This window comes from Streptomyces sp. P1-3, from assembly GCF_050613155.1.
In the GTDB taxonomy this organism is placed as follows: Bacteria; Actinomycetota; Actinomycetes; order Streptomycetales; family Streptomycetaceae; genus Streptomyces.
The window spans coordinates 2,651,521-2,672,218 of the sequence record NZ_CP192512.1 but is presented as its reverse complement, the minus strand read 5'-3'; the positions used below and the strand labels follow the sequence as shown (position 1 = coordinate 2,672,218).

22 protein-coding genes are annotated in these 20,698 nt (G+C 72.8%); 13 read left to right on the top strand and 9 right to left on the bottom strand.

Annotated features, from left to right (window positions below):
- Positions 1 to 43: 43 nt before the first annotated feature.
- A complete protein-coding gene (locus ACQUSR_RS10990) occupies positions 44 to 847 on the bottom strand; it encodes an enoyl-CoA hydratase-related protein (RefSeq protein ID WP_431042379.1) in 804 nt (267 codons plus the stop codon).
- 308 nt (positions 848 to 1,155) lie between these two features.
- Here ACQUSR_RS10990 and ACQUSR_RS10985 point away from each other — a divergent pair, with 308 nt between their 5' ends.
- The gene (locus ACQUSR_RS10985) at positions 1,156 to 1,323 is read left to right on the top strand and encodes a DUF3117 domain-containing protein (RefSeq protein ID WP_003966491.1); all 168 of its coding nucleotides are present in this window, start codon (positions 1,156 to 1,158) and stop codon (positions 1,321 to 1,323) included.
- Between the two features lie 196 nt (positions 1,324 to 1,519).
- Here ACQUSR_RS10985 and ACQUSR_RS10980 read toward each other — a convergent pair whose 3' ends face one another.
- Positions 1,520 to 2,185, bottom strand: coding sequence for an O-methyltransferase (locus ACQUSR_RS10980; RefSeq protein WP_431042378.1), 666 nt, complete (start codon positions 2,183 to 2,185; stop codon positions 1,520 to 1,522).
- Between the two features lie 131 nt (positions 2,186 to 2,316).
- Here ACQUSR_RS10980 and sigE point away from each other — a divergent pair, with 131 nt between their 5' ends.
- The 5 genes from sigE (at position 2,317) to ACQUSR_RS10955 (ending at position 7,820) form a co-directional block, all read left to right on the top strand.
- Positions 2,317 to 3,099: an RNA polymerase sigma factor SigE gene (sigE, locus tag ACQUSR_RS10975; RefSeq protein ID WP_431047504.1), complete on the top strand. Its 783-nt coding sequence runs from the start codon at positions 2,317 to 2,319 to the stop codon at positions 3,097 to 3,099.
- Entirely contained in the window at positions 3,096 to 3,938 is an 843-nt protein-coding gene (locus ACQUSR_RS10970) for an anti-sigma factor family protein (protein WP_431042377.1), read from the top strand. Before sigE ends, ACQUSR_RS10970 begins: the two co-directional genes overlap by 4 nt.
- A 153-nt stretch (positions 3,939 to 4,091) precedes the next feature.
- Positions 4,092 to 6,299, top strand: a complete 2,208-nt coding sequence (locus ACQUSR_RS10965) for a trypsin-like peptidase domain-containing protein (RefSeq protein WP_431042376.1) — start codon at positions 4,092 to 4,094, stop codon at positions 6,297 to 6,299.
- Positions 6,300 to 6,480: 181 nt separating this feature from the next.
- Positions 6,481 to 6,984, top strand: coding sequence for a sec-independent translocase (locus ACQUSR_RS10960; protein WP_431042375.1), 504 nt, complete (start codon positions 6,481 to 6,483; stop codon positions 6,982 to 6,984).
- Positions 6,985 to 7,118: 134 nt separating this feature from the next.
- Positions 7,119 to 7,820 carry a hypothetical protein gene (locus tag ACQUSR_RS10955; RefSeq protein ID WP_431042374.1) on the top strand — a complete coding sequence of 234 codons (702 nt, stop codon included), beginning with the start codon at positions 7,119 to 7,121 and terminating at the stop codon, positions 7,818 to 7,820.
- A 107-nt stretch (positions 7,821 to 7,927) separates the two neighbouring features.
- Here the strand turns inward: ACQUSR_RS10955 and ACQUSR_RS10950 are convergent, their stop codons facing one another.
- Genes ACQUSR_RS10950 through ACQUSR_RS10940 form a run of 3 tightly spaced genes read right to left on the bottom strand, consistent with a single transcriptional unit; the run spans position 7,928 to position 10,982 of the window.
- Positions 7,928 to 9,097: an Mrp/NBP35 family ATP-binding protein gene (locus tag ACQUSR_RS10950; protein WP_431042373.1), complete on the bottom strand. Its 1,170-nt coding sequence runs from the start codon at positions 9,095 to 9,097 to the stop codon at positions 7,928 to 7,930.
- Positions 9,098 to 9,154: 57 nt separating this feature from the next.
- A complete protein-coding gene (locus ACQUSR_RS10945; RefSeq protein ID WP_431042372.1) occupies positions 9,155 to 9,679 on the bottom strand; it encodes a DUF1003 domain-containing protein in 525 nt (174 codons plus the stop codon).
- Complete coding sequence (locus tag ACQUSR_RS10940) at positions 9,669 to 10,982, bottom strand: magnesium transporter MgtE N-terminal domain-containing protein (RefSeq protein WP_431042371.1); 1,314 nt, start codon at positions 10,980 to 10,982, stop codon at positions 9,669 to 9,671. The genes ACQUSR_RS10945 and ACQUSR_RS10940 overlap by 11 nt, the downstream gene beginning before the upstream one ends.
- A 138-nt stretch (positions 10,983 to 11,120) precedes the next feature.
- Here ACQUSR_RS10940 and ACQUSR_RS10935 point away from each other — a divergent pair, with 138 nt between their 5' ends.
- The gene (locus ACQUSR_RS10935; RefSeq protein ID WP_431042370.1) at positions 11,121 to 11,852 is read left to right on the top strand and encodes a hypothetical protein; all 732 of its coding nucleotides are present in this window, start codon (positions 11,121 to 11,123) and stop codon (positions 11,850 to 11,852) included.
- Positions 11,853 to 11,864: 12 nt separating this feature from the next.
- Here the strand turns inward: ACQUSR_RS10935 and ACQUSR_RS10930 are convergent, their stop codons facing one another.
- Positions 11,865 to 12,392 carry a hypothetical protein gene (locus tag ACQUSR_RS10930; protein ID WP_431042369.1) on the bottom strand — a complete coding sequence of 176 codons (528 nt, stop codon included), beginning with the start codon at positions 12,390 to 12,392 and terminating at the stop codon, positions 11,865 to 11,867.
- Positions 12,393 to 12,552: 160 nt separating this feature from the next.
- Here ACQUSR_RS10930 and ACQUSR_RS10925 point away from each other — a divergent pair, with 160 nt between their 5' ends.
- On the top strand, positions 12,553 to 13,494 hold the full coding sequence (locus ACQUSR_RS10925) for a DMT family transporter (protein ID WP_431047503.1): 942 nt from the start codon (positions 12,553 to 12,555) through the stop codon (positions 13,492 to 13,494).
- On the opposite strand, the gene ACQUSR_RS10920 is transcribed toward ACQUSR_RS10925, so the two are convergent.
- Entirely contained in the window at positions 13,472 to 14,605 is a 1,134-nt protein-coding gene (locus ACQUSR_RS10920) for a magnesium and cobalt transport protein CorA (protein WP_431042368.1), read from the bottom strand. The two genes, ACQUSR_RS10925 and ACQUSR_RS10920, sit on opposite strands and share 23 nt — an antisense overlap.
- Positions 14,606 to 15,103: 498 nt before the next feature.
- Here ACQUSR_RS10920 and ACQUSR_RS10915 point away from each other — a divergent pair, with 498 nt between their 5' ends.
- From ACQUSR_RS10915 to ACQUSR_RS10900, 4 genes are all read left to right on the top strand, one after another.
- Positions 15,104 to 15,709: a suppressor of fused domain protein gene (locus tag ACQUSR_RS10915; protein ID WP_431042367.1), complete on the top strand. Its 606-nt coding sequence runs from the start codon at positions 15,104 to 15,106 to the stop codon at positions 15,707 to 15,709.
- Between the two features lie 115 nt (positions 15,710 to 15,824).
- Positions 15,825 to 16,463: a DUF6758 family protein gene (locus ACQUSR_RS10910; RefSeq protein ID WP_431042366.1), complete on the top strand. Its 639-nt coding sequence runs from the start codon at positions 15,825 to 15,827 to the stop codon at positions 16,461 to 16,463.
- A gap of 284 nt (positions 16,464 to 16,747) precedes the next feature.
- Positions 16,748 to 17,614: a PHP domain-containing protein gene (locus ACQUSR_RS10905; RefSeq protein WP_431042365.1), complete on the top strand. Its 867-nt coding sequence runs from the start codon at positions 16,748 to 16,750 to the stop codon at positions 17,612 to 17,614.
- Positions 17,615 to 17,731: 117 nt separating this feature from the next.
- The gene (locus ACQUSR_RS10900) at positions 17,732 to 18,337 is read left to right on the top strand and encodes a MarC family protein (RefSeq protein WP_431042364.1); all 606 of its coding nucleotides are present in this window, start codon (positions 17,732 to 17,734) and stop codon (positions 18,335 to 18,337) included.
- A 72-nt stretch (positions 18,338 to 18,409) separates the two neighbouring features.
- Here the strand turns inward: ACQUSR_RS10900 and ACQUSR_RS10895 are convergent, their stop codons facing one another.
- The gene (locus ACQUSR_RS10895; RefSeq protein ID WP_431042363.1) at positions 18,410 to 18,562 is read right to left on the bottom strand and encodes a hypothetical protein; all 153 of its coding nucleotides are present in this window, start codon (positions 18,560 to 18,562) and stop codon (positions 18,410 to 18,412) included.
- A 203-nt stretch (positions 18,563 to 18,765) separates the two neighbouring features.
- On the opposite strand from ACQUSR_RS10895, the gene ACQUSR_RS10890 reads away from it, so the two are divergent.
- Positions 18,766 to 19,692 (top strand): NYN domain-containing protein, encoded by a 927-nt coding sequence (locus ACQUSR_RS10890; protein ID WP_431042362.1) that lies wholly within the window; start codon positions 18,766 to 18,768, stop codon positions 19,690 to 19,692.
- Positions 19,693 to 19,718: 26 nt separating this feature from the next.
- Here ACQUSR_RS10890 and ACQUSR_RS10885 read toward each other — a convergent pair whose 3' ends face one another.
- On the bottom strand, positions 19,719 to 20,597 hold the full coding sequence (locus ACQUSR_RS10885; protein ID WP_431042361.1) for an alpha/beta fold hydrolase: 879 nt from the start codon (positions 20,595 to 20,597) through the stop codon (positions 19,719 to 19,721).
- Positions 20,598 to 20,698: the final 101 nt, after the last annotated feature.

Here is a 20,698-nt window from a genome sequence, read left to right as displayed (position 1 = left end):
CCGCCTTCTCCCGAACCGGGGCGGGCAGGGGGAAGGGCCGGCGTCACCGGCCGCGGAACGTCGGCTTCTGCTTCTTCACGAACGCCTCGACCGCGATCCGGTGGTCGTCCGACGCGCCCGCCCGCACCTGGAGCTCGTCCTCCTTGGCCAGCGACTCGACCAGCCCGTGGGCGGCGGAGAACGCCAGCGACTCCTTGATCGCCGCGTAGGCGGCCGTCGGCCCCTGTGCCAGCCGCCTGGCGACCGCCATCGCCTCGTCGGCCAGCTCCGCCGCGGGCACCACCCGGCTCACCATGCCGAGCTCCAGTGCCTCCTCGGCGCTGACGTTCCGCGGGAAGAGCAGCAGGTCGGCGGCGCGGCCGGGGCCGACCAGGCGCTGCAGGGTCCACGACACCCCGGAGTCGGCGGTGAGCGCGACACCCGCGAAGGAGGTGTTGAACGACGCGGTGTCGGCGGCGATCCGGTAGTCGGCGGCGAACGCGAAGCCCGCCCCGGCCCCCGCAGCCACGCCGTTGACGGCGGCGACCACCGGCTTCGGCATGGTCGCGATGGCCTCGGTGATGGGGTTGTAGTGCTCCTTGACCGTGCCCATGACCTGACCGCCGTCGCCCCGCTCGGCCGCCTCGGCGAGCAGCCCGATGTGCTCCTTGAGGTCCTGGCCGACGCAGAACGCCCGGCCGCTGCCGATCAGTAGGACGGCCCGAACGGCGGGATCGTCCGCCGCCTGCCGCAGAGCGTCCCGCAGTGCCACCTTCAGTTCGATGTTCAGGGCGTTCATGGCGTCGGGGCGGTTGAGCGTGAGCGTCGCCAGTCCGTCGGTCAGCTCGTACAGCACGGTGTCGGCCATGGGGGTTGGGTCCTCTCCGTCGCGTCGTCAGCGCTCAGCATGCCGGAGATCACGGATGCCGGACATGTGACCTGCGTCAAAGGAACCGCCCCGGCGTTCGGGCGCGGTGGGGGCGGAGTATCGCAGGCCGCTCCCCGAATTGGGTGGTTTTGCGGGAACGCGTCGCGGAGCGATCGCGGCCCGATGTTGGTCTTTGGGTCATGCCATGCGGGATAATGACGAAGAAGCAATGTGTTCGATGCCGGTCACACGGTGCCTCCATGGGGCCGTCGGCGGACGATGAGCTGGTTTCAGGAAGGGGAACGAGCATGGCGGCCATGAAGCCGCGGACGGGCGATGGCCCGCTCGAGGTGACAAAGGAGGGGCGGGGCATCGTCATGCGCGTTCCGCTCGAAGGCGGCGGTCGACTCGTCGTCGAGCTGACCCCGGATGAGGCCGACGCGCTCGGCGACGCCCTCAAGAAGGTCGTCGGCTGACGGAGCCGGCCCACCACACCCACACCGTGCGCTGCCCCGGCAGCCGGTTCGCACCAGCGGACCGGCTGCCGGGGCAGCGGCGCTTCCGCGTGCGTGCCCGGCACGGCGTCGCGGGCGTGGACCGGATACGAGGGAGCGGGGCCAGCCGCCAGGGGGCCGCCGGTCGCCGACCGGTCAGTCGTGCCGCACGGCCGGGTCAGCCGCGCTTCACCGCGCAGAGCAGGCCGTCGCCCACCGGCAGCAGCGAGGACTGCAGCACGGTGCTCTCCCGTACGGTGCGCAGCAATTCGCGCAGCCGGAGCACTTCGGCGGGCTGGATCGCCGAGTCCACGGTGCGCCCGTCGGCGAAGACGCCCTCGAAGCAGACCAGCCCGCCCGGCCGCAGCAGCCGCAACGATTCGGCGAGGTAGTCCAGGCATTCCAGACGGTCCCCGTCGCAGAAGACGAGGTCGTAACCGCCGTCGGCCAGGCGCGGCAGGACATCGAGCGCGCGGCCGGGGATGAAACGGGCCCGGTTCCCGGCGAAGCCCGCGGCCCGGAACGCCTGCCGGGCGAACTGCTGCCGCTCCGGTTCGGTGTCCACGGTCGTCAGCACCCCGTCCGGCCGCATGCCGTGCAGCAGGTGGATTCCGGAGACGCCGGTCCCGGTGCCGATCTCGGCGACGGCCTTGGCGTCCGCCGTCGCGGCGAGCAGCCGCAGGGCCGCACCGGTGCCGGACGACACCGAGCGCAGTCCCGCTTCACGGGCCCGGTCACGGGCCCAGCGCAGGGCTGCGTCCTCGGCGACGAACGCATCGGCGAACGCCCAGCTCGTCTGCCGGTTGCCGGTAATGGCCCTCTCCTGTCCCCGTAGTTGACGCAACCGTGACTGTATCCGCTGCGCGCGGGAACCCGCAGATGGGATCAGGCGTTGGAGAAGGACGGGGGGATGAGATGGACCAAGGCCAAATGCAGGTCAAAATTGCTTATCCGGAGCTAACGGGCGAGGTGGATATGGTAGGGGCTCTACTGGACACCACCAGAGCCGACAGGGGAGGTGCGGCTGCGCCCGGTGACCGGAGAGTGCTGAGGCGCTTTCGCAGGTCGGCGGTCGAGCCGAGATCCGTGACCGACACCGCTGACCACGCCCGCTCCGCCGAGTCCGTTACCACCGCGACCTTTGCCACCGACGCGGATGGCGCGGGATGGACCCCTCCCACCTGGGAGGAGATCGTCAGCATGCACAGTGCACGGGTCTACCGCCTCGCGTACCGGCTCACCGGCAACCAGCATGACGCCGAGGACCTGACCCAGGAGGTCTTCGTCCGGGTCTTCCGCTCGCTGTCGACCTACACCCCGGGCACGTTCGAGGGCTGGCTGCACCGCATCACCACCAACCTCTTCCTCGACATGGTCCGGCGCCGCCAGCGGATCCGCTTCGACGCGCTGGGCGAGGACGCGGCGGAGCGGCTGCCGAGCCGTGAGCCTTCGCCGCAGCAGCACTTCAACGACACCCACTTCGACGCCGATGTGCAGCAGGCCCTGGACACCCTGGCGCCGGAGTTCCGCGCGGCCGTCGTGCTGTGCGACATCGAGGGGCTGTCGTACGAGGAGATCGCCGCGACCCTCGGGGTGAAGCTGGGCACCGTGCGCAGCCGTATCCACCGCGGCCGTTCGCACCTGCGCAAGGCGCTCAAGCACCGCGCGCCCGTGGCCCGTGCGGAGCAGCGCGCCGCCGCCTCGGTGTCCCTGGGCGCCTCCGGCCCCGGGCTCAGCGGGGAGGTCGGAATCGCGTGACCCGATCAGGCGGTCCGTCCCCCGCCGAGCAGCATCTCGGCGACCGCCTCTCGGCTCTTGTCGACGGCGAACTGGGACATGATGCGCGCGAGCGAGTCCTCGCGCACCTGGCGACCTGTCCGCGGTGCAAGGCGGAAGCCGACGCACAGCGGCAGGTGAAGAGCGTTTTCGCGCGGACAGCCGCGCCACCGCCCTCGGAGGGCCTGCTGGCTAGGCTGCACGGCCTGCCCGGCAGCGTGCTCGACGGCGACGACCAGCAGGACGGCGGCGGTGCGGACGGGCGCGACGGCCCGTTCGGCGGCGGTACGGGCGGCTTCGGCACGCGGCAGGAGTCACTGGCCTATCTGCCCTCGCCACCCCGTGAGCGCGGTTTCCGCATCCACGAGGTGGCGCGTCCCCCGGCGCGCGGCAGGCGCTTCGCGTTCGCGGCCGCGGGGGCCGTCTCCCTCGCCGCGTTCGCGCTCGGCGGCACACTGGTGCTGGACACGGGAGCCGACTCCACCCGCAGCCGCGCGCAGGGCGCGCGGAGCGCGGTCACCCCGGCCTCGGCCAGGTCCGGCGGCATGACAGCGGTGCTCGGGATGCGCGAGAACACGCGCCGTGAGGTGGGCTTGCGCAGCGGAGTCGACGCGGGCAGCCGCCCGGGCGCGCTCGCGACGCCCGGCGCCGCCACCGCGGCCCCGGCTTCCGCGACGCCGTCCGCGTCCCCGCCCGCGGAACAAGCCCCGACCCCGCTGTACGCGGGCCAGCGGCTGTCCTCGCACGGCATGCTGCCGCCCGTGGTCCAGCCCGTACTCTCGGCGACCCGGCAGCTGTGGCCGTTGTCAGAGGCCGAATGACGCGGCATGTCCCGCCGGCCTCGCGCCGGCGGGACACTGCGCGAGGAGCGGCAGACCTGGTTGAATCGCTTCGGGCGGCGTGCCCCGATGGCGGGGACGGCTGCTGAGAGACCGCGCAGTCCGCGCCGCGTCGCGGGGAACTCTGGGGAGATCATGGACGAGGGGAAGGCCCCCGGGCCCAAGCCGAAATGGTGGAGCCGCCCGGCGGTGCGCTCCGCGCACCAGCCGGCGCCCGCCGCACCGGCACCGGATCCCTCACGGGCCCACTCCGCCGACCCGGACCGGCTCGATGCCGCGGGCGGTGGCGCTGGTGAGGCCGCTCCGGAGGACGCCGCCGCCGACGGCGGCATCACGCATGGCGCCGAGGCCGTCCCGGGTACGGAACACGGCGCCGAGCGGCGTGTGGACCACGTCCGTGCGGCGGATGCCGAGGCTGACGCCGACACCGCGGATGATGCCGAGGCCCGCGCCGGCCTCGCGGATGACGTGGCGGCCGCTTCCAGCGCGGGACCTGGCAGCCGGCCGGAGCCGGTGTCCGCGGCCGACGGCGCGGCCGCGTCCGGCGCGGGGCAGGGCCTCGGCTCCGATGCCGAGCCCGAGGACGCTGTGCCCGCAGCCGAGGGGCGGCCGCTCGCCGCAAGCGGCGAGGGCGGCGTGACGCCCGTGCAGGGGACTTCGGCTGGTGTGACGCCCGCGCACGGGACCTTGACCGGGACTTCGACCGGTGTGACGCCCGCGCACGGGACTTCGACCGGTGTGACGCCCGTGCGCGGCACCTCGGCCGATGTGACCCCCGCGCACGGCACCCCGGCCGATGCCCCGCCCGTGAGGCCCCTGCACGCCCCGGACCCGTACGGCACCCCGCCGTACGGTGGCCCCGGGCCGTGGGCGCCCGCGCCGCCCGTGCAGCGCCCGGTGGCGACCCCCGCGCACGGTACGCACCTGCCCCCGGCCCCCCACCAGCCGCCGACCGCGGCGCAGCACCCCGGCGTGACCCCGGCCCACGGCACCCCGCTGCCGCCCACCGCCGGGATGACGCCCGCGCACGGGACCCAGTTGCCCCCGGTCGCGCCCGCCGTCCCCGGGATGACGCCCGCGCACGGGACCCAGCTGCCGCCGGTCGCGCCCGCCGTCCCCGAGCCGCCCGCCGCCGCCGAACCCGCCGTGCCGCGTGGCCAGTGGCTGCAGTACGACCCGTGGGGCGCACCGCGCGCGGCGGCGCCGGCCGTGCCGCAGCGGACGTCCCCGCGCCGCCGGGCCCGGCTTCTCGTCGGCGCTCTGCTGATCGCGCTGCTCGCGGGCGGTGTCGGCGGCGGCATCGGCGCCTATCTGGAGCGCAACGGGGGCGTCATCGGCGACGACGTGGAGCTGTCGCAGCCGCCTGCCGAGAAGGAGCCGCGCGACAAGGACAGCGTCGCGGGCATCGCCGCCCGCGCGCTGCCCGGCGTCGTGACCATCCACGTCAGCGGAGGCTCCGAGCAGGGCACCGGCACCGGCTTCGTCCTCGACGGCCGCGGCCACATCCTCACCAACAACCACGTCGTGGAGCCCGCCGGTTCGGGCGGCGACATATCGGTCACGTTCAGCGGCGGCGAGACGGCCCCGGCGCACGTCGTCGGCCGGGACAGCGGTTATGACCTCGCGGTCGTCAAGGTCGACAACGTCTCCGGGCTCAAGCCGCTGCCGCTGGGCAACTCCGACTCGGTGCGGGTCGGCGACCCGGTCGTGGCCATCGGCGCCCCGTACGACCTGGCGGGCACCGTCACCTCCGGCATCATCAGTGCCAAGGAGCGCCCGATCACCGCGGGCGGTCAGAAGGAGGACGGCAGCGACGTCAGCTACGTCGACGCCTTGCAGACCGACGCCCCGATAAACCCGGGCAACTCCGGTGGCCCGCTGATGGACTCCAAGGCGCGCGTGATCGGCATCAACAGCGCCATCCGCGCGGCCGACGACGGCACCGGGCTCGGCCCCGGCCAGGGAGGCAGCATCGGGCTGGGCTTCGCCATACCGATCAACCAGGGCAAGCGGGTCGCCGAAGAACTGATCAACACCGGCAAGGCCACCCACCCCGTGATCGGTGTGACGCTCGACATGGGCTTCACCGGTGACGGCGCGCGGGTCAACACCAAGGGCGCCGACGGCAGCCCCCCGGTGACTCCGGGCGGCCCCGGTGACAAGGCCGGGATCAAGCCGCGCGATGTGATCACCGAGGTGGACGGGGTGCGGGTGCACAGCGGCCAGGAGCTGATCGTCAAGATCCGCAGCCACCGGCCCGGCGACCGGCTCCGGCTGACGCTGGAGCGGGACGGCGAGGAGCGGACCGTGTCGCTCACCCTCGGCACGGCGGACCGCGGGTGACATCCCCGGCCGCCCCGGGGCCTCGGCGTGCCCCGGGGTGGGTGTCCGCCCGGGGGCGGCGGCGTGCTCCGGGGCTCGTGTCCGCCCCGGCGTCCCGGCTCTCTCCCGTCTCGCCCCCGGAGGCAGGTACCGTGTTCACTGGCCTGGCCCGCCGGCCTCGGACGTCTCAAGGAGCTGCAAGGTGTTCTTCGACATAGGACCCCTAGAGCTGATCGCGCTCGTCGTCCTCGCCGTGCTCGTCTTCGGCCCGGAGAAGCTGCCCAAGGTGATCCAGGACGTCGCCGGCTTCATCCGCAAGGTGCGCGAGTTCTCCGACAGCGCCAAACAGGACATCCGCTCCGAGCTCGGCCCGGAGTTCAAGGACTTCGAGTTCGAGGACCTCAATCCGAAGACGTTCGCGCGCAAGCACATCCTCGACAAGGACGAGCTGGGCCTGAAGGAGATCCGCAACGGCTTCGACCTCCGCAAGGAGATGGCGGACGTCGCCGACGCGGTCAACGGCGGGGACCGCGACTCCGCGCAGGGCTCGGCGTCCGGCTCCGCGGCGAGCGGCTCGGGGGCCACGGGCTCCGGGACCACGGGCTCGGCGGCCACCGGCTCGGGCTCCTCCGGCGGTTCCGACCTGCTCCGCAAGCGTGACACCCCGGCGGCCGACCACCCGCCGTTCGATTCCGACGCCACCTGAGTCGATCCGACCCACCTGAGTCCCCGTATGCCCGAGGTACTCGTCCCGTATGGCTATCCTCCCATTGTCCAGGGTGAGGTCGCCTGAGGGGGGCGGGCCGCCCACGAGCAGGGCAACGAGGAGGCTCCGCGCAGATGGAGACGACGAGTCGGACAGGGGTACAGGAGGCGGTGGCGAGTACACCCGGTACATCCGCCCTGCCATCCGCGTCGGTCGCGCACGGGATGCCCGCGGAGGCCCGGCGCAAGATCGACGGCTATCTCATGGCCGCGTTCCCGTGGTACGGCCTCGACGAGGCGTTCACCGGTCCGCGCTGGCTGATGCAGGCCGTCGCGAGTGTGGACGGCACCGTCGAGCACGGTTCGACCGGCCACGGCGACGAGCCGTCCCGGCGCGTCGAGACGGACGGCGAGGTGCCCGGCAAGCGGCGCTTCGCGGTGGTCGTGACCGTCGCCAGCCGCCCGCTGCGGCGCAGCGCCGACGGCACCGGGACCCTGGAGGCCACCTCGGTCTCCTCCGCCGCCTGGCTGGCCGGCTCCGGCCTGCTGTCATGCACCTGGCCGTCGCGCATGGAGCACGCACTGCGCCAGGAGTGGCTGGACCAGCAGACCGCGATCGCCTGGGAGCTGGCCGACGAGGTGGGCGGCGAGGGCTGGTCGCAGCTGTCCCTGCCGGTCGACGGCGTTCCGGCGGACTTCCACTACCGCGAGTCGGAGTACGGGTGGGTGCTGGCCGGTTCCGCCAGCGAAGGGGTGCATCTGGGGGCGTACGGACGCGGTATGAGCGCCTACGGACTCGGCTTCTCGGTCGTCAAGGACATCGCCGCGTACGAGTGAGCCACTACGTGTGCGGACACGTGTGCGGACACGTGTGCGGACACGTGTAAGGGGCGGCCTCTCAGGGAGACCGCCCCTTACTCATGCGTCCTCAGAAGGCTTCGCTCTCAGAACTTGTTGCGCGGGGTGATGCCCAGCGACATGCCCGACAGACCGCGCTGCCGCCCGCCCAGCTTGCCCGCGATGGAGCGCAGCGCGCTGCCGGCCGGCGAGTCCGGGTCGGTGATCACCACCGGCTTGCCCTCGTCGCCGCCCTCGCGCAGCCGTACGTCGATCGGGATGGAGCCCAGCACCGGGACGTTCGTGCCGGTGGTCCGGGTCAGCCCGTCGGCGACCGCCTGGCCGCCGCCCGTGCCGAACACGTCCACCATCTCGTCGCAGTGCGGGCACGGCAGCCCGGACATGTTCTCCACGACGCCGACGATCTTCTGGTGGGTCTGCACGGCGATCGAACCGGCCCGCTCGGCGACCTCGGCCGCCGCCTGCTGCGGCGTGGTGACGACCAGGATCTCGGCGTTCGGCACGAGCTGCGCCACCGAGATCGCGATGTCCCCGGTGCCCGGCGGCAGGTCAAGTAGCAGCACGTCCAGGTCGCCCCAGTACACGTCCGCCAGGAACTGCTGGAGCGCGCGGTGCAGCATCGGCCCACGCCACACCACCGGGGCGTTGCCCGGGGTGAACATCCCGATCGAGATGACCTTCACGCCGTTCGCCGACGGCGGCATGATCATGTTCTCGACCTGGGTCGGCCGGCCGTCGGCACCCAGCATCCGCGGCACCGAGTGGCCGTAGATGTCGGCGTCCACGACACCGACCTTCAGCCCGTCCGCCGCCATCGCCGCGGCCAGGTTCACCGTCACCGACGACTTGCCGACGCCGCCCTTGCCGGACGCCACCGCGTACACCCGGGTCAGCGAGCCGGGCTTGGCGAACGGCACCTCGCGCTCAGCCTGCCCGCCGCGCAGCGAGGCGGCCAGCTCACGCCGCTGCTCGTCGCTCATCACGTCCAGGTCGACGGCCACGCGGGTGACCCCGGGGACCTTCGCCACGGCCTCCGACACGTTCTTGGTGATCGTCTCCCGCATCGGGCAGCCCGACACGGTCAGATAGACCACCACCGCGACCGCGCCGTCCGCCGCGATGTCCACCGATTTGACCATGCCGAGATCGGTGATCGGCTTGTGGATCTCCGGGTCGTTCACCGTGGCGAGCGCGGCGCGCACCGCCTCTTCGGACGGGGCCGCGGCGGGGGTGGAATCGGTGGTGTCGGTAGCCATGCCCCGATGGTACGGCGCTCACCGTACGAGTCGGTAAGGCTTCAGCGGTCGCCTTCCTCACTCTCCGGGCTCCCGGCCCGGAGCCTCCTGGCGCCCGGCGCGGACCGCCGCCGCCCGCAGCTCCATCTGCCTGATCAGCTCCTCGAACTCCGAGCGCAGCCAGTCCCGGGTCGCGACCTCGCCCAGCCCCATGCGCAGCGCCGCGACCTCGCGCGTGAGGTACTCGGTGTCGGCGATGCTGCGCTCGTTCTGCTTGCGGTCCTGCTCGGCGGTGACGCGGTCGCGGTCGGCCTGCCGGTACTGGGCCAGCAGGATCAGCGGGGCCGCGTACGACGCCTGCAACGACAGCATCAGCGTCAGGAAGATGAAGGGGAACTCGTCGAACCGCAGCCGGTCCGGAGCCGCGGTGTTCCACGTCACCCACACGAAGACGAAGACCGTCATCCACGCGATGAACCGGCCGGTGCCCAGGAACCGGGCGATGTGCTCCGACGCCTTGCCGAACGCCTCCGGGTCCCACCTGGGCAGCCGTGCCCGACGCGGCTCCTTGGGCCGGGAGAGCCGGCTCGCCTCATCCGCCACCGGCGGCCCCCTCCACGTCCGGCACGTCCGCGCTGTGCAGCTCCCGCTCCCGCCAGTCCTGCGGCAGCAGATGGTCCAGTACGTCGTCGACGGTCACCGCGCCCAGCAGCGATCCGCTCTCGTCCACGACCGGCGCGGCCACCATGTTGTACGTGGCCAGATAGCTGGTGATCAGGGGCAGCGGGGCGTCCGGCGGCAGCGGCCGCAGATCGGTGTCGACCAGCGAGCTGACCAGGGTGAAGGGCGGGTCGCGCAACAGCCGCTGGAAGTGCACGAGGCCCAGGTACCGGCCCGTCGGCGTCTCGTCCGGCGCCCGGCACACGTACACCTGCGCGGCCAGCGCGGGGGACAGGTCCCGGTTGCGCACCAGCGCCAGCGCGTCCGCGACCGTCGCGTCGGGCAGCAGCACGATCGGCTCGGTGGTCATCAGGCCGCCCGCCGTGCGCTCCTCGTACGACATCAGCCGCCGCATGTCGGCCGCGTCGCGGGGCCGCATCAGCCCCAGCAGCCGTTCCTTGTCCGCTTCCGGCAGCTCCGAGAGCAGGTCGGCCGCGTCGTCCGGGTCCATGGCCTCCAGCACGTCGGCGGCGCGCTCCTCCTTGAGCTTGCCGAGGATCTCCACCTGGTCGTCGTCGGGCAGCTCCTCCAGGACGTCGGCCAGCCGGTCGTCGTCGAGGGCGGCGGCCACCTCCGCGCGCCGTTTGGCGGACAGGTGGTGCAGCACGTTGGCCAGGTCCGCGGGCCGCAGCTGCTCGAAGGTGGCCAGCAGGTTCTCCGCGCCCTGCCCGTGCTCCTGGAGCGAGAAGCCGGTGACGGCCGACCACTCGACGGTCAGGGCCTCCCCGCGCCGCCGCAGCGCGCCGCCCTTCCCGCGCCGTACGAAGACCTTGTCGATCTCCCAGTCGCGGCGGGCCGGCAGCTGCACCATCGCCACGTCCAGCACGGTCACCTCCTCGTCCGCCTCCACCAGCCGCACCCGCCGGTCGAGCAGTTCGCCCAGCACCAGCGTCTCGGTCGGGCGCTGCTCGAAGCGCCGCATGTTGACGACGCCGGTCGTGATGACCTGGCCGGACTCCACCCCCGTCACCCGGGTCATGGGCAGGAAGATCCGGCGGCGGCTGACCACCTCGACCACCAGGCCGAGGACGCGCGGCGGGCGGCCGCCCAGGCGCAGCATCGCGACGAGATCGCGGACCCGGCCCACCAGGTCGCCGTTCGGGTCGAAGACGGAGACACCCGCGAGATGTGACACGAAGACCCTGGAACCGCCCGCACCCACGCGCACACCTCCCAGCCCCCGCATATCAGCCCAATCCGGATTCAGGCTAACGCGCCCCGGCCTGCCCCGCTGTCGCACGCGCAGCCGCCCGGCTGCCTGCGGGTACGCGCACCCGGCACGGGTACGCTGCCCACTGCACCGGCATCAGGAGGCAGAGCAGACGTGCGCATCCGGAACGCCGCTCTCGTGGGAGCGATGTGCGTGGGGCTGACCGCGACGCTCGCGGGCTGCGGCGGCGAGAAGAAGGACCCCGACGCCGGCACCAACGGCGTGGGCAAGCTCCCGGCCACGAAGATCGAGGCCAAGGCCCGCAGCGCGGCGAACGGCGCCGACGCGGTGCACCTGTCCGGCACCCTCGTCACCAAGGGGCAGTCCTACAAGCTCGACATGCGCCTCAAGGGCGACGGCGGCACCGGCCAGGTCTCCACCAAGGACGGCACCTTCGAGCTGCTGCGCGTGGGCAAGGACCTCTATCTCAAGGCCGGCGCGGACTTCTGGTCCCGGCAGGAGGGCTCCAAGACCGACCAGGCCGCCGCCTCCAAGCTGGAGGACCGGTACGTGAAGGTCCCGGTCGGCGACCCCTCCTACAAGCAGCTCGGCGGCTTCACCGACAAGCGCGTGCTGCTGGACGGTCTGCTGGCCATGCACGGCGAACTCGCCACCGGCGACCGCGGCGAGCTCGGCGGCGTCCGTACGATCCGGATCCTCGCCGCGGAGGGCTCGGGCGGCTCGCTCGACGTCTCCCTGGAGGGCACCCCGTACCCGCTGCGGCTCCAGCGGGCGGGCGGCGCGGGCGTCATCCAGCTCACGGAGTGGAACAAGGACTTCGCCCTCGCCGCACCGGACAAGGACGACGTCGTCGACTACGGGCGGCAGCTCCCGTCGCGGGCTTAGTCCTTCGCGGGCCTAAGGCTTCTTCGCGGCGCGCCGCCGCCGCGCCAGCAGCTTGGGCAGGGCCGCCGGCATCGGGCGGCGGGTGATCGCGGGCGTCGGCAGCGGGGGCGCGGCCAGCGATCCGTCCGGCAGCGGGGCGACCGGGCCGGGCACCGGCTCCAGCCGCAGCACCCGGCACTCCCCGGCCCACCGCTCGACGATCCGCTCGGCGTCCGGCGCGTTCAGCCGCTTGCCCTTGAGCTCCTCGACGGCCGCGGTCCACGCCTCGCTGCGCGGGGCGGGCTCACTCACCCGGGCCTGCCACGCCACCAGCCGGCCGCCCTTGTCCTTGCTGCGTACGGTCACGGTGGCGGTGCCGCCGTCGGTGAGGCCGAGCCCTTCGAGCGGCTGCTCGCCCGGGCCGCCGACCAGCCAGGCCGCGCCGTCGTGCCAGACATGCCACAGTGGGCGCTCCGCGCCGCCGGGGCCCTGGACCCAGATCAGGGCGGACTTCTTCGTGGCCTCCTCGATGAGGGCGCGGTCCATCAGCGTCTGTGTCATGGCCTCACCTTAGGCCCGGGTGGCGGGTCCGCCCCCACCCGCCCGCCGTCCCGTGCATCGATCCGCGGTTCCGTGGCCCTACCACGCGCTTTACGCTGATGGGGTGCCCACCGCTCGTACCGCCGCCGGAACCGCCGACCGTGCCACGACACCGGACCGGATATCCGCGCCGGTCGACGCCGCCGGCCCCGCCGCCGTCCCGCTCGACGTCCTCCTCCTCGCCGTCGCCATCGCCGGCGTCTCGCTGTCGGCCCCGCTGATCGCCGCGACCGCCGCCCCCGCGCTCGCCATCGCGTTCTGGCGCAACGCCATGGCGGTCGGCGTGCTCACCCCGTTGGTCCTGCTCCGCCCCCGGCACCGCGCGGAGCTGACCGCCATGGGCCGCAAGGCCCTGCTGCTGTCCGCCGCCGCGGGCGGGCTGCTCGCGCTGCACTTCGGGGTGTGGCTGCCGAGCCTGCACATGACCTCCGTCGCCTCCTCGACCGCGCTGGTCACCACCACCCCGATCTGGACGGCGCTGCTGCTGCGGCTGCTCGGACACCGGCCGCCCGCCCTGGCCTGGGCGGGCATGGCGGTCGCCTTCCTCGGCGTCGTGATCCTCACCGGCGTCGACCTGTCCCTGTCGCCGCGCGCGCTCGCCGGCGACGGCCTCGCGCTGGCGGGCGGCGTGGCGGGCGCCGGATACGTGGTGCTCGGCGCACAGGTGCGCCGGACCGTGAGCACCACCGCGTACACCTACGTCTGCTACACCGTCACCGCCGTGCTGCTGCTCGCCGCCTGCCTGCTCTCGGGCGCCTCGCTCGGCGGCTACAGCGGCCAGACCTGGGCCAAGCTGGCGCTGCTCACGCTCACCGCCCAGCTGCTCGGACACTCGCTCATCAACCGCGTGGTCAAGGGGCTCGGCCCGTCGGTGACCTCGACCGCGATCCTCCTGGAGACCCCGGGCGCGGCCCTGATCGCCGCGCTCTGGCTGGGCCAGACGCCGCCGCCGGTCGCCTATCCGGCGCTGCTGGTGATCCTGGCCGGGCTGGCGCTGGTGATCCTGGCCGACCGGCTCGGCAGGCGGAGGCCGACCGGTCCTACAGCCACCCGTTCCGCTTGAAGCTGCGGTGGATGGCGAAGCAGGCCCCGACGATCGCCACCATCACCGTCGGGTAGCCGTACTTCCACTTCAGCTCGGGCATGTGCTCGAAGTTCATGCCGTAGACCCCGCAGATCATGGTCGGTACGGCGACGATCGCCGCCCACGCCGTGATCTTGCGCATGTCCTCGTTCTGCGCCACGGTGGCCTGCGCCAGGTTCGCCTGGAGGATGGAGTTGAGCAGGTCGTCGAAGGCCAGCACCTGCTCGTTGACCCGGACCAGGTGGTCCGCGACATCCCGGAAGTACTTCTGGATGTCCGGGTCCACCAGCCGCATCGGCCGCTCGCTCAGCAGCTGCATCGGACGCAGCAGCGGGGACACCGCCCGCTTGAACTCCAGTACTTCGCGCTTGAGCTGGTAGATGCGCCCGGCGTCGCCGCCGCGCCGCGCCCCGCGGCCGGACCCGCCGGACCCGCCCGATCCGCTCGTCGCCGAGAAGACGTCGATCTCCACCTCGTCGATGTCGTCCTGGACGGCGTCGGCGACCGCGAGATAGCCGTCGACGACCTGGTCGGCGATGGCGTGCAGCACCGCGGACGGGCCCTTGGCCAGCAGCTCCGGGTCGTCCTGGAGCCGGTGCCGCAGGGCGCGCAGCGAGCCCTGGCCGCCGTGCCGCACGGTCACGATGAAGTTCCGGCCGGTGAAGCACATGACCTCGCCGGTCTCCACGACCTCGCTGGTGGCGGTGAGTTCGGCGTGCTCCACGTAGTGGATCGTCTTGAAGACGGTGAACAGGGTGTCGTCGTACCGCTCCAGCTTGGGCCGCTGGTGGGCGTGGACGGCGTCCTCGACCGCGAGCGGGTGCAGCCCGAACTCCTGGGCGATACCGGCGAACTCACGCTCCGTCGGCTCGTGCAGGCCGATCCACGCGAAGCCGCCCTCCGCGCGCACCCGGGCCATCGCCTCGGACGGCCCGACGTGGTCGCTGACCCGCTTGCCCTCGCGGTACACGGCGCAGTCGACGATCGCGCTCGACACGGACGGGTCGCGGGTGGAGTCGTACGTGGTCGGCGCGTGGCCGCGGCGCAGGGTGGGACGGACGGCGGCGCGCAGGTCGCGGATCATCGACATGGCGGGCTCCTTCACGGGCCGGCCGTCAGCGGGGGCACCGGGGGCGCAGCGCGGCCCGGAAGGTGGACGTACGAAGCTCCGGCGGTCCGTACGCCCGCAAAGCGGGCAGCGCTCCTCCGCGGCGCGCACTGACGGAAGATCGCAGAAAAACGGGGCAAGACGAGACGAAGACGCTCCACCGTCATGTGCTGCGGACGCCGGGAGACCTCACGTGTTTCACTGCGTGGCAGTGGGGTACGGAGGAATTCAGATCACCAGGAGAAGCGTCCGAGCGGGAGAACGAGAGAGCTGTCGGTACTGCACGGTCGACTAGGATCCACCGCAGCCCCACCTCCTCCGGCCGGTCCCCGTTGAGGGACGACGTAACTCCCTGGGCAGGCGGTAAGGCTATCAGTCGGCAGAACCGTTACGGCGCCGCTTTGCCTGTTCGATACACATGAGGTCCGGCACATGCGGGGAGCCGGGGGACTCCTCCGGGCGCGCAGTAGGGTCGGGCCCATGTCCGATGTACTTGAGCTGGTCCAGGCCCGGTTGTACGCCGCGCTGGGCGAGCCCGACGCCCGCGCCGCCGTCACCTTCCTCGGTACGGACCGTATCGAGGTGCTCCGGTTCGTCTCCGAGGACACAGGCGGAGACGGGGACATCGTGCGCTACGCCACGCTCGGTATGTCGGACCATCCGATGGCCGACCCCACGGCCGTACTCGCCGACCCGGTGCGCGGCCCGCGTGCCGAACTGGTGCTGTCGGTGCGCGCCGGCCTCGCCGACACGGACAAGGTCCTCCGCCCGCTCGCCGTCCTCGCCGCCTCACCGCAGGTGGAAGGCGTCGTCGTGGCCCCCGGCGCGTCCCTGGACGTGGGCGGGCCGCTGTGGCCGGGAGCGCCCTTCAGCTCCGTACTCGTCGCGGAACCGGGCGGGCTGGTCGAGGATCTGACGCTCGATGAGCCGATGGACCCGGTCCGCTTCCTGCCGCTGCTGCCCATGACGCCGAACGAGGCGGCCTGGAAGCGGGTGCACGGGGCGAAGGAGCTCCAGGAGCGATGGCTGCGGCACGGTACGGACCTGCGGGACCCGTTGCGCTCGGGCGTACCGCTCGCGGACTGAGGGTCCGATAGGAGAAGCCGGCTGCGGGGCCGATAGAAGAAACGGGGAAAGAGACTGACTCCGGACGGGTGATCGTCCTTGACGCGGCGACGCGCGGAGAGGACCGTGGAGCCCTATGAGGGGCGAACCCAGTTGCCCGAAGTGTGGTGGCCGGGTGCGGGCGCCCGGTCTCTTCGCCGACACCTGGCAGTGCGATGTGCACGGCACCGTGCACCCCCTGCAGCCGGTCGTCCCGCCGAGCGTCGAAGCACTCGCGGTCGTGGTCAAGCGTGCCCAGGTGCCGGTATGGATGCCCTGGCCGCTGCCGGTCGGCTGGCTGTTCACCGGTGTGGCGTACGCGGGGGACGACCGCAGTGGCGGCCGCGCCACCGTCGTCGCCTGCTCCGGACCCGGCCCGCTCGGCGGCCCCGGGGAGCTGCTGCTCGTCGCGGAGGAGCTGGGGGTGGGCCTCGGCGCGCGCTACGCGGGAATCCCCGGACCCGACCCCGGCCCCGGGATGAACGTGGACAAGTCGCCGCAGGTGAAGGTGCTGGCCGGGGGGCGTCCGACGCCGTTGTGGCATGTCGGTGACGTCCCCGACGACCGGGCGGTCTTCGCGGGCGAGGCGCGCGGGCTGTGGCTGTGGGCGATCGTCTGGCCGGAGCAGTCGGGCCTGCTGATGTACGACGAGCTGGTGCTGGCGGACCTGCGGGACGCCGGTGCCGAGACGGACGTGGTGCCGTGCGGGGCGCTGTCGCCGCGGCTGATCTCGTGACCTGCGGCCCCGGCCGCCCGCGGTGACCGCCGGGGCGCGCCACCCGCTCTGGCCGCCGGGCTGCTCTGGGTGCGGGCCCGCTCTGGCCGCCGGGTTGCTCTGAGCGCGGGCCCGCTCTGACCGCCGGTCCCGGCCGTCCGCGCCGACCGCCGGGCCCGGTCCGATCGCCGGGCCGCGCCGCCCGGTGCGGTCCGCAGAGCCGTTGATCCGTTCGGGTGGGGTCGCAGGGCCCGGTACAGTGGGGCGGTCCCCCTTGTCCCTCCGTCGCGGTTTGGAGTCACGTCGTGCGTATCGACCTGCACACCCACTCCACTGCCTCGGACGGCACGGACACCCCCGCCGAGCTGGTGCGCAACGCCGCCGCCGCGGGGCTGGACGTCGTCGCGCTCACCGACCACGACACCGTCGGCGGCCACGCCGAGGCGCTGCGGGCACTGCCGTCCGGGTTGACCCTGGTCACCGGCGCCGAGCTGTCCTGCCGGTTGGACGGCGTGAGCCTGCACATGCTGGCGTACCTCTTCGACCCCGCCGAGCCGGAGCTGGCGCGGGAGCGCGAGCTGGTCCGCGACGACCGGGCGCCGCGCGCGAAGGCGATGGTCGGCAAGCTGCGCGACCTCGGCGTACCCGTCACGTGGGAGCAGGTCGCGCGGATCGCCGCCGACGGCGCCGTCGGACGGCCGCACGTCGCCACCGCGCTGGTCGAGCTGGGCGTCGTCGAGACCGTGTCCGACGCCTTCACCGACGAGTGGATCGGCACCGGCGGCCGCGCCGACGTACGCAAGCACGAACTCGACCCGTTCGAGGCGATCCGGCTGATCAAGGGCGCGGGCGGCGTGGCCGTCTTCGCGCACCCGCTCGCCGTCAAGCGCGGCCAGTGCGTCCCCGAGCGCGCGATCGCCGAACTGGCCGCCGCCGGTCTGGACGGCGTCGAGGTGGACCACATGGACCACGACGCCCCGACCCGCGCCCGGCTCCGCGGCCTCGCCGCCGACCTGGGCCTGCTCCCCACGGGCTCCAGCGACTACCACGGCAGCCGCAAGACCTGCCGGCTCGGGGAGTACACCACCGACCCCGAGGTCTACGGCGAGATCACGCGCCGTGCCACCGGCGCGTTCCCGGTCCCGGGCACGGGCGGTAGCCCCCGCCCGTAGCCGGTCCGGGACCGACCCGCGCTGTTAAGGCGGCGCTCACCCCGCCTCTTCTTTCCTCCCGCACCCTCCACGTACTCACTGCCCTCCGCTCGACCCTTCTCCCCGCAAGGCCACACTGTGTTCGACGCTGCCGTTTTCGGATCCCTCTTTCTCACCCTTTTTGTGATCATGGACCCTCCGGGGATCACCCCGATCTTCCTCGGCCTCACCGCGGGCCGGCCGCTGAAGGTGCAGCGCCGGATGGCGTGGCAGGCGGTCGCGGTCGCCTTCGGCGTGATCACCGTGTTCGGCATCCTGGGCCAGCAGATCCTGGACTATCTGCATGTCTCGGTGCCGGCGCTGATGATCGCGGGCGGGCTGCTGCTGCTGCTGATCGCGCTGGACCTGCTGACCGGCAAGACCGATGAGCCGAAGCAGACCAAGGATGTCAACGTCGCGCTCGTACCGCTGGGCATGCCGCTGCTCGCCGGGCCCGGTGCCATCGTCTCGGTGATCCTCGCGGTGCAGCACGCGGACGGGATCGGCGGTCAGATCTCCGTGTGGGGCGCGATCGCCGCGATGCACGTCGTCCTGTGGCTGACCATGCGGTACTCGCTGCTGATCATCCGCGTGATCAAGGACGGCGGCGTGGTCCTGGTGACCCGGCTCGCGGGCATGATGCTGTCGGCCATCGCCGTCCAGCAGATCATCAACGGCGTCACCCAGGTCATCCGGGGCGGCTGACCGGACCCTGTACACAGACGGCGCCCCCGCGCGGATCGGTCCGCGCGGGGGCGCCGCAGCTGTACGTGTCCGTTACGAGGCCGCGGACTCGGCTGGGCGGATATAGATGCGCTGGCCGACCGCGGCGGCCTGCTGCACGATCCGGTTGACGGAGGCGGCGTCCACGACGGTGCTGTCGACGGCGGTGCCGTCGACGTCGTTGAGGCGCATGATCTCGAAGCGCATGGCTTCTCCCTTCGTCTGATCCTCCTGAGGAGAACTGGTGGCGGGGTCGCGCACGGCTACGCTGCCGCGCGCCCCGTATCTGCACAACGGACTGTATGCTGCAAACATTCCCTACGCTAAAGAAATTTTTTCACAGGCTAATGAACGCGCGGTAACAGCCACGGTTGTGTCCCACCCGCGCGGGCCCGGACAATGAGGGCCGTATGAACGACGTCATTCCCTCGGACCTCAGCTCGATCAGCGCGGCGATCGAGCGCACCAACGAGCTTCTGCGCCGGGTGCTCGCCGAGGTCGCGACCACGCCGTCCACCCACGCGATCTTCGTGGACGCCGGGTACGCGTATGCCGCCGCCGGCCGACTGGTCGCCGGAACGGAGGACCGCAGGGCCTTCGAGCTGGACGCCGAAGGGCTCATCGAGGCGTTCATCGACAAGGCGCGGACGATCTTCCCGGACAGCAGGCTGCTGCGCGTGTACTGGTACGACGGCGCCCGCCGCCGCATCCACACGTCCGAGCAGCAGCGCATCGCCGAGCTGCCCGACGTCAAGGTGCGGCTGGGCAACCTCAACGCCAACAACCAGCAGAAGGGCGTCGACTCGCTCATCCGCGGTGATCTGGAGTCCCTCGCCCGGCACCGGGCCATCGGCGACGCCGTCCTCATAGGCGGCGACGAGGACCTGGTCAGCGCCGTCGAGGCGGCGCAGGGCTACGGCGCGCGGGTGCACCTGTGGGGCATCGAGGCGATCGAGGGCCGCAACCAGGCCGAGGCGCTGCTGTGGGAGGTCGACAGCCAGCGCACCTTCGACCTCGAATTCTGCAAGCCGTACGTGGCGCGCCGTACGGACCTCTACGAGCCCTTCGGCGACAGCCAGCCGGGCGGCGGCGGGCAGGTGCCCGGCCGCGACGAGGTGCGGTTCGTCGGCGCCCAGGTCGCGGCGCAGTGGCTCGCCGCCCGGGGCCGTGCCGCCCTGGCCGAGCTGCTGCCGGGCCACCCGTACCTGCCGGGCTCGGTCGACCAGGAACTGCTCAACGAGGCCGAGGCGCTCCTGCGGCTGTCGCTGCGCGCCCGTGCCGACCTGCGGCGCGCGCTGCGCGACGGCTTCTGGGAGCACTTGCAGGCGCAGTACTGACGCCCTGTGCGCCGTGGCGCCGGCGGCTACGTGTCGCTGACGTCCCGCCAGAAGGCGGCAAGCGCTTGAGCCGTGGCGTCCGGCTGCTCGGCGTTGGGGGAGTGCTCCGCGCCCGCGATCACCGTGCGGCGGGCGGCGAGCCGCTCGGCCATCGCGTCGATCAGGGGTACCGGCCAGGCGTAGTCGACCTCGCCGGACAGGACGTGCTTGGGCAGCGGCACCGCCGCCAGTTCGGCCACCCGGTCCGGCTCGCCGATCAACTGCCGTCCCGTGGCGGTGAGTTGCTCGCGTACCGTGCCCAGCCAGCGGCGGTGCAGGAACTCCCGTACCTCCGGCGGCGCGCCCGTCTCGGGCGCCTCCGGCGGGTCGAGGGCCCGCATCGCCCGCCAGACGGTCTCCATGTCGAGCGTGGCGAGCGCGTCCAGGAGCTGCTTCGTCCGCGCCTGCTGCGGAGCGGAGACGGCCGCCGGGCCGGAGCTCATGATGGTCAGCGACGCGAACGGGTCCGCGGCGCGCAGCACCGCGGCCCGCACGATCAGCCCGCCCAGCGAATGGCCCATCACGTGCACCCGCCGACCGCCGTCCTCGCCGCTGAGGGCGATGGCCTGCGCCAGCACGTCACGGGCCAGTTCGTCCTGCGCGTACGCGTCCTCGTCGGGCGGCCCCTCGGTCTCGTACTGCCCGCGCCCGTCCACCGCGACGACCCGGAAGCCCGCGGCGGCCAGCGGCTCCAGCAGCGCGATGAAGTCTTCCTTGCTGCCGGTGAACCCGGGGACGAGCAGCGCGGTCCCGCGCGGACGCGCCGCGTCGGGGCGCGCGTCGTGCACGGCGAAGGTGCCGCGCGCGGTGCGGAGGCTGCTCGGGCGGGCACACGGGGGGAGGGTCAGCGTCGGCGGCGTGCTCATGCCCCTGAGGCTAGCGGCGGCGCACCCCGGGACGGCACGCAGCGGGCGGTCGGCCGTGTGGCGGCCCGGCCGCCCGCACCCGGTGACTGAAGGAGTTCCCT

Excerpts from the sequence above, each read along its gene's own strand:
- ACQUSR_RS10990 (WP_431042379.1), bottom strand. The coding sequence starts at position 847 with ATGGCCGACACCGTGCTGTACGAGCTGACCGACGGACTGGCGACGCTC.
- ACQUSR_RS10985 (WP_003966491.1), top strand. The coding sequence starts at position 1,156 with ATGGCGGCCATGAAGCCGCGGACGGGCGATGGCCCGCTCGAGGTGACA.
- sigE (WP_431047504.1), top strand. The coding sequence starts at position 2,317 with ATGGTAGGGGCTCTACTGGACACCACCAGAGCCGACAGGGGAGGTGCG.
- ACQUSR_RS10965 (WP_431042376.1), top strand. The coding sequence starts at position 4,092 with ATGGACGAGGGGAAGGCCCCCGGGCCCAAGCCGAAATGGTGGAGCCGC.
- ACQUSR_RS10955 (WP_431042374.1), top strand. The coding sequence starts at position 7,119 with ATGGAGACGACGAGTCGGACAGGGGTACAGGAGGCGGTGGCGAGTACA.
- ACQUSR_RS10950 (WP_431042373.1), bottom strand. The coding sequence starts at position 9,097 with ATGGCTACCGACACCACCGATTCCACCCCCGCCGCGGCCCCGTCCGAA.
- ACQUSR_RS10940 (WP_431042371.1), bottom strand. The coding sequence starts at position 10,982 with ATGCGGGGGCTGGGAGGTGTGCGCGTGGGTGCGGGCGGTTCCAGGGTC.
- ACQUSR_RS10930 (WP_431042369.1), bottom strand. The coding sequence starts at position 12,392 with ATGACACAGACGCTGATGGACCGCGCCCTCATCGAGGAGGCCACGAAG.
- ACQUSR_RS10920 (WP_431042368.1), bottom strand. The coding sequence starts at position 14,605 with ATGTCGATGATCCGCGACCTGCGCGCCGCCGTCCGTCCCACCCTGCGC.
- ACQUSR_RS10915 (WP_431042367.1), top strand. The coding sequence starts at position 15,104 with ATGTCCGATGTACTTGAGCTGGTCCAGGCCCGGTTGTACGCCGCGCTG.
- ACQUSR_RS10910 (WP_431042366.1), top strand. The coding sequence starts at position 15,825 with ATGAGGGGCGAACCCAGTTGCCCGAAGTGTGGTGGCCGGGTGCGGGCG.
- ACQUSR_RS10895 (WP_431042363.1), bottom strand. The coding sequence starts at position 18,562 with ATGCGCTTCGAGATCATGCGCCTCAACGACGTCGACGGCACCGCCGTC.
- ACQUSR_RS10890 (WP_431042362.1), top strand. The coding sequence starts at position 18,766 with ATGAACGACGTCATTCCCTCGGACCTCAGCTCGATCAGCGCGGCGATC.
- ACQUSR_RS10885 (WP_431042361.1), bottom strand. The coding sequence starts at position 20,597 with ATGAGCACGCCGCCGACGCTGACCCTCCCCCCGTGTGCCCGCCCGAGC.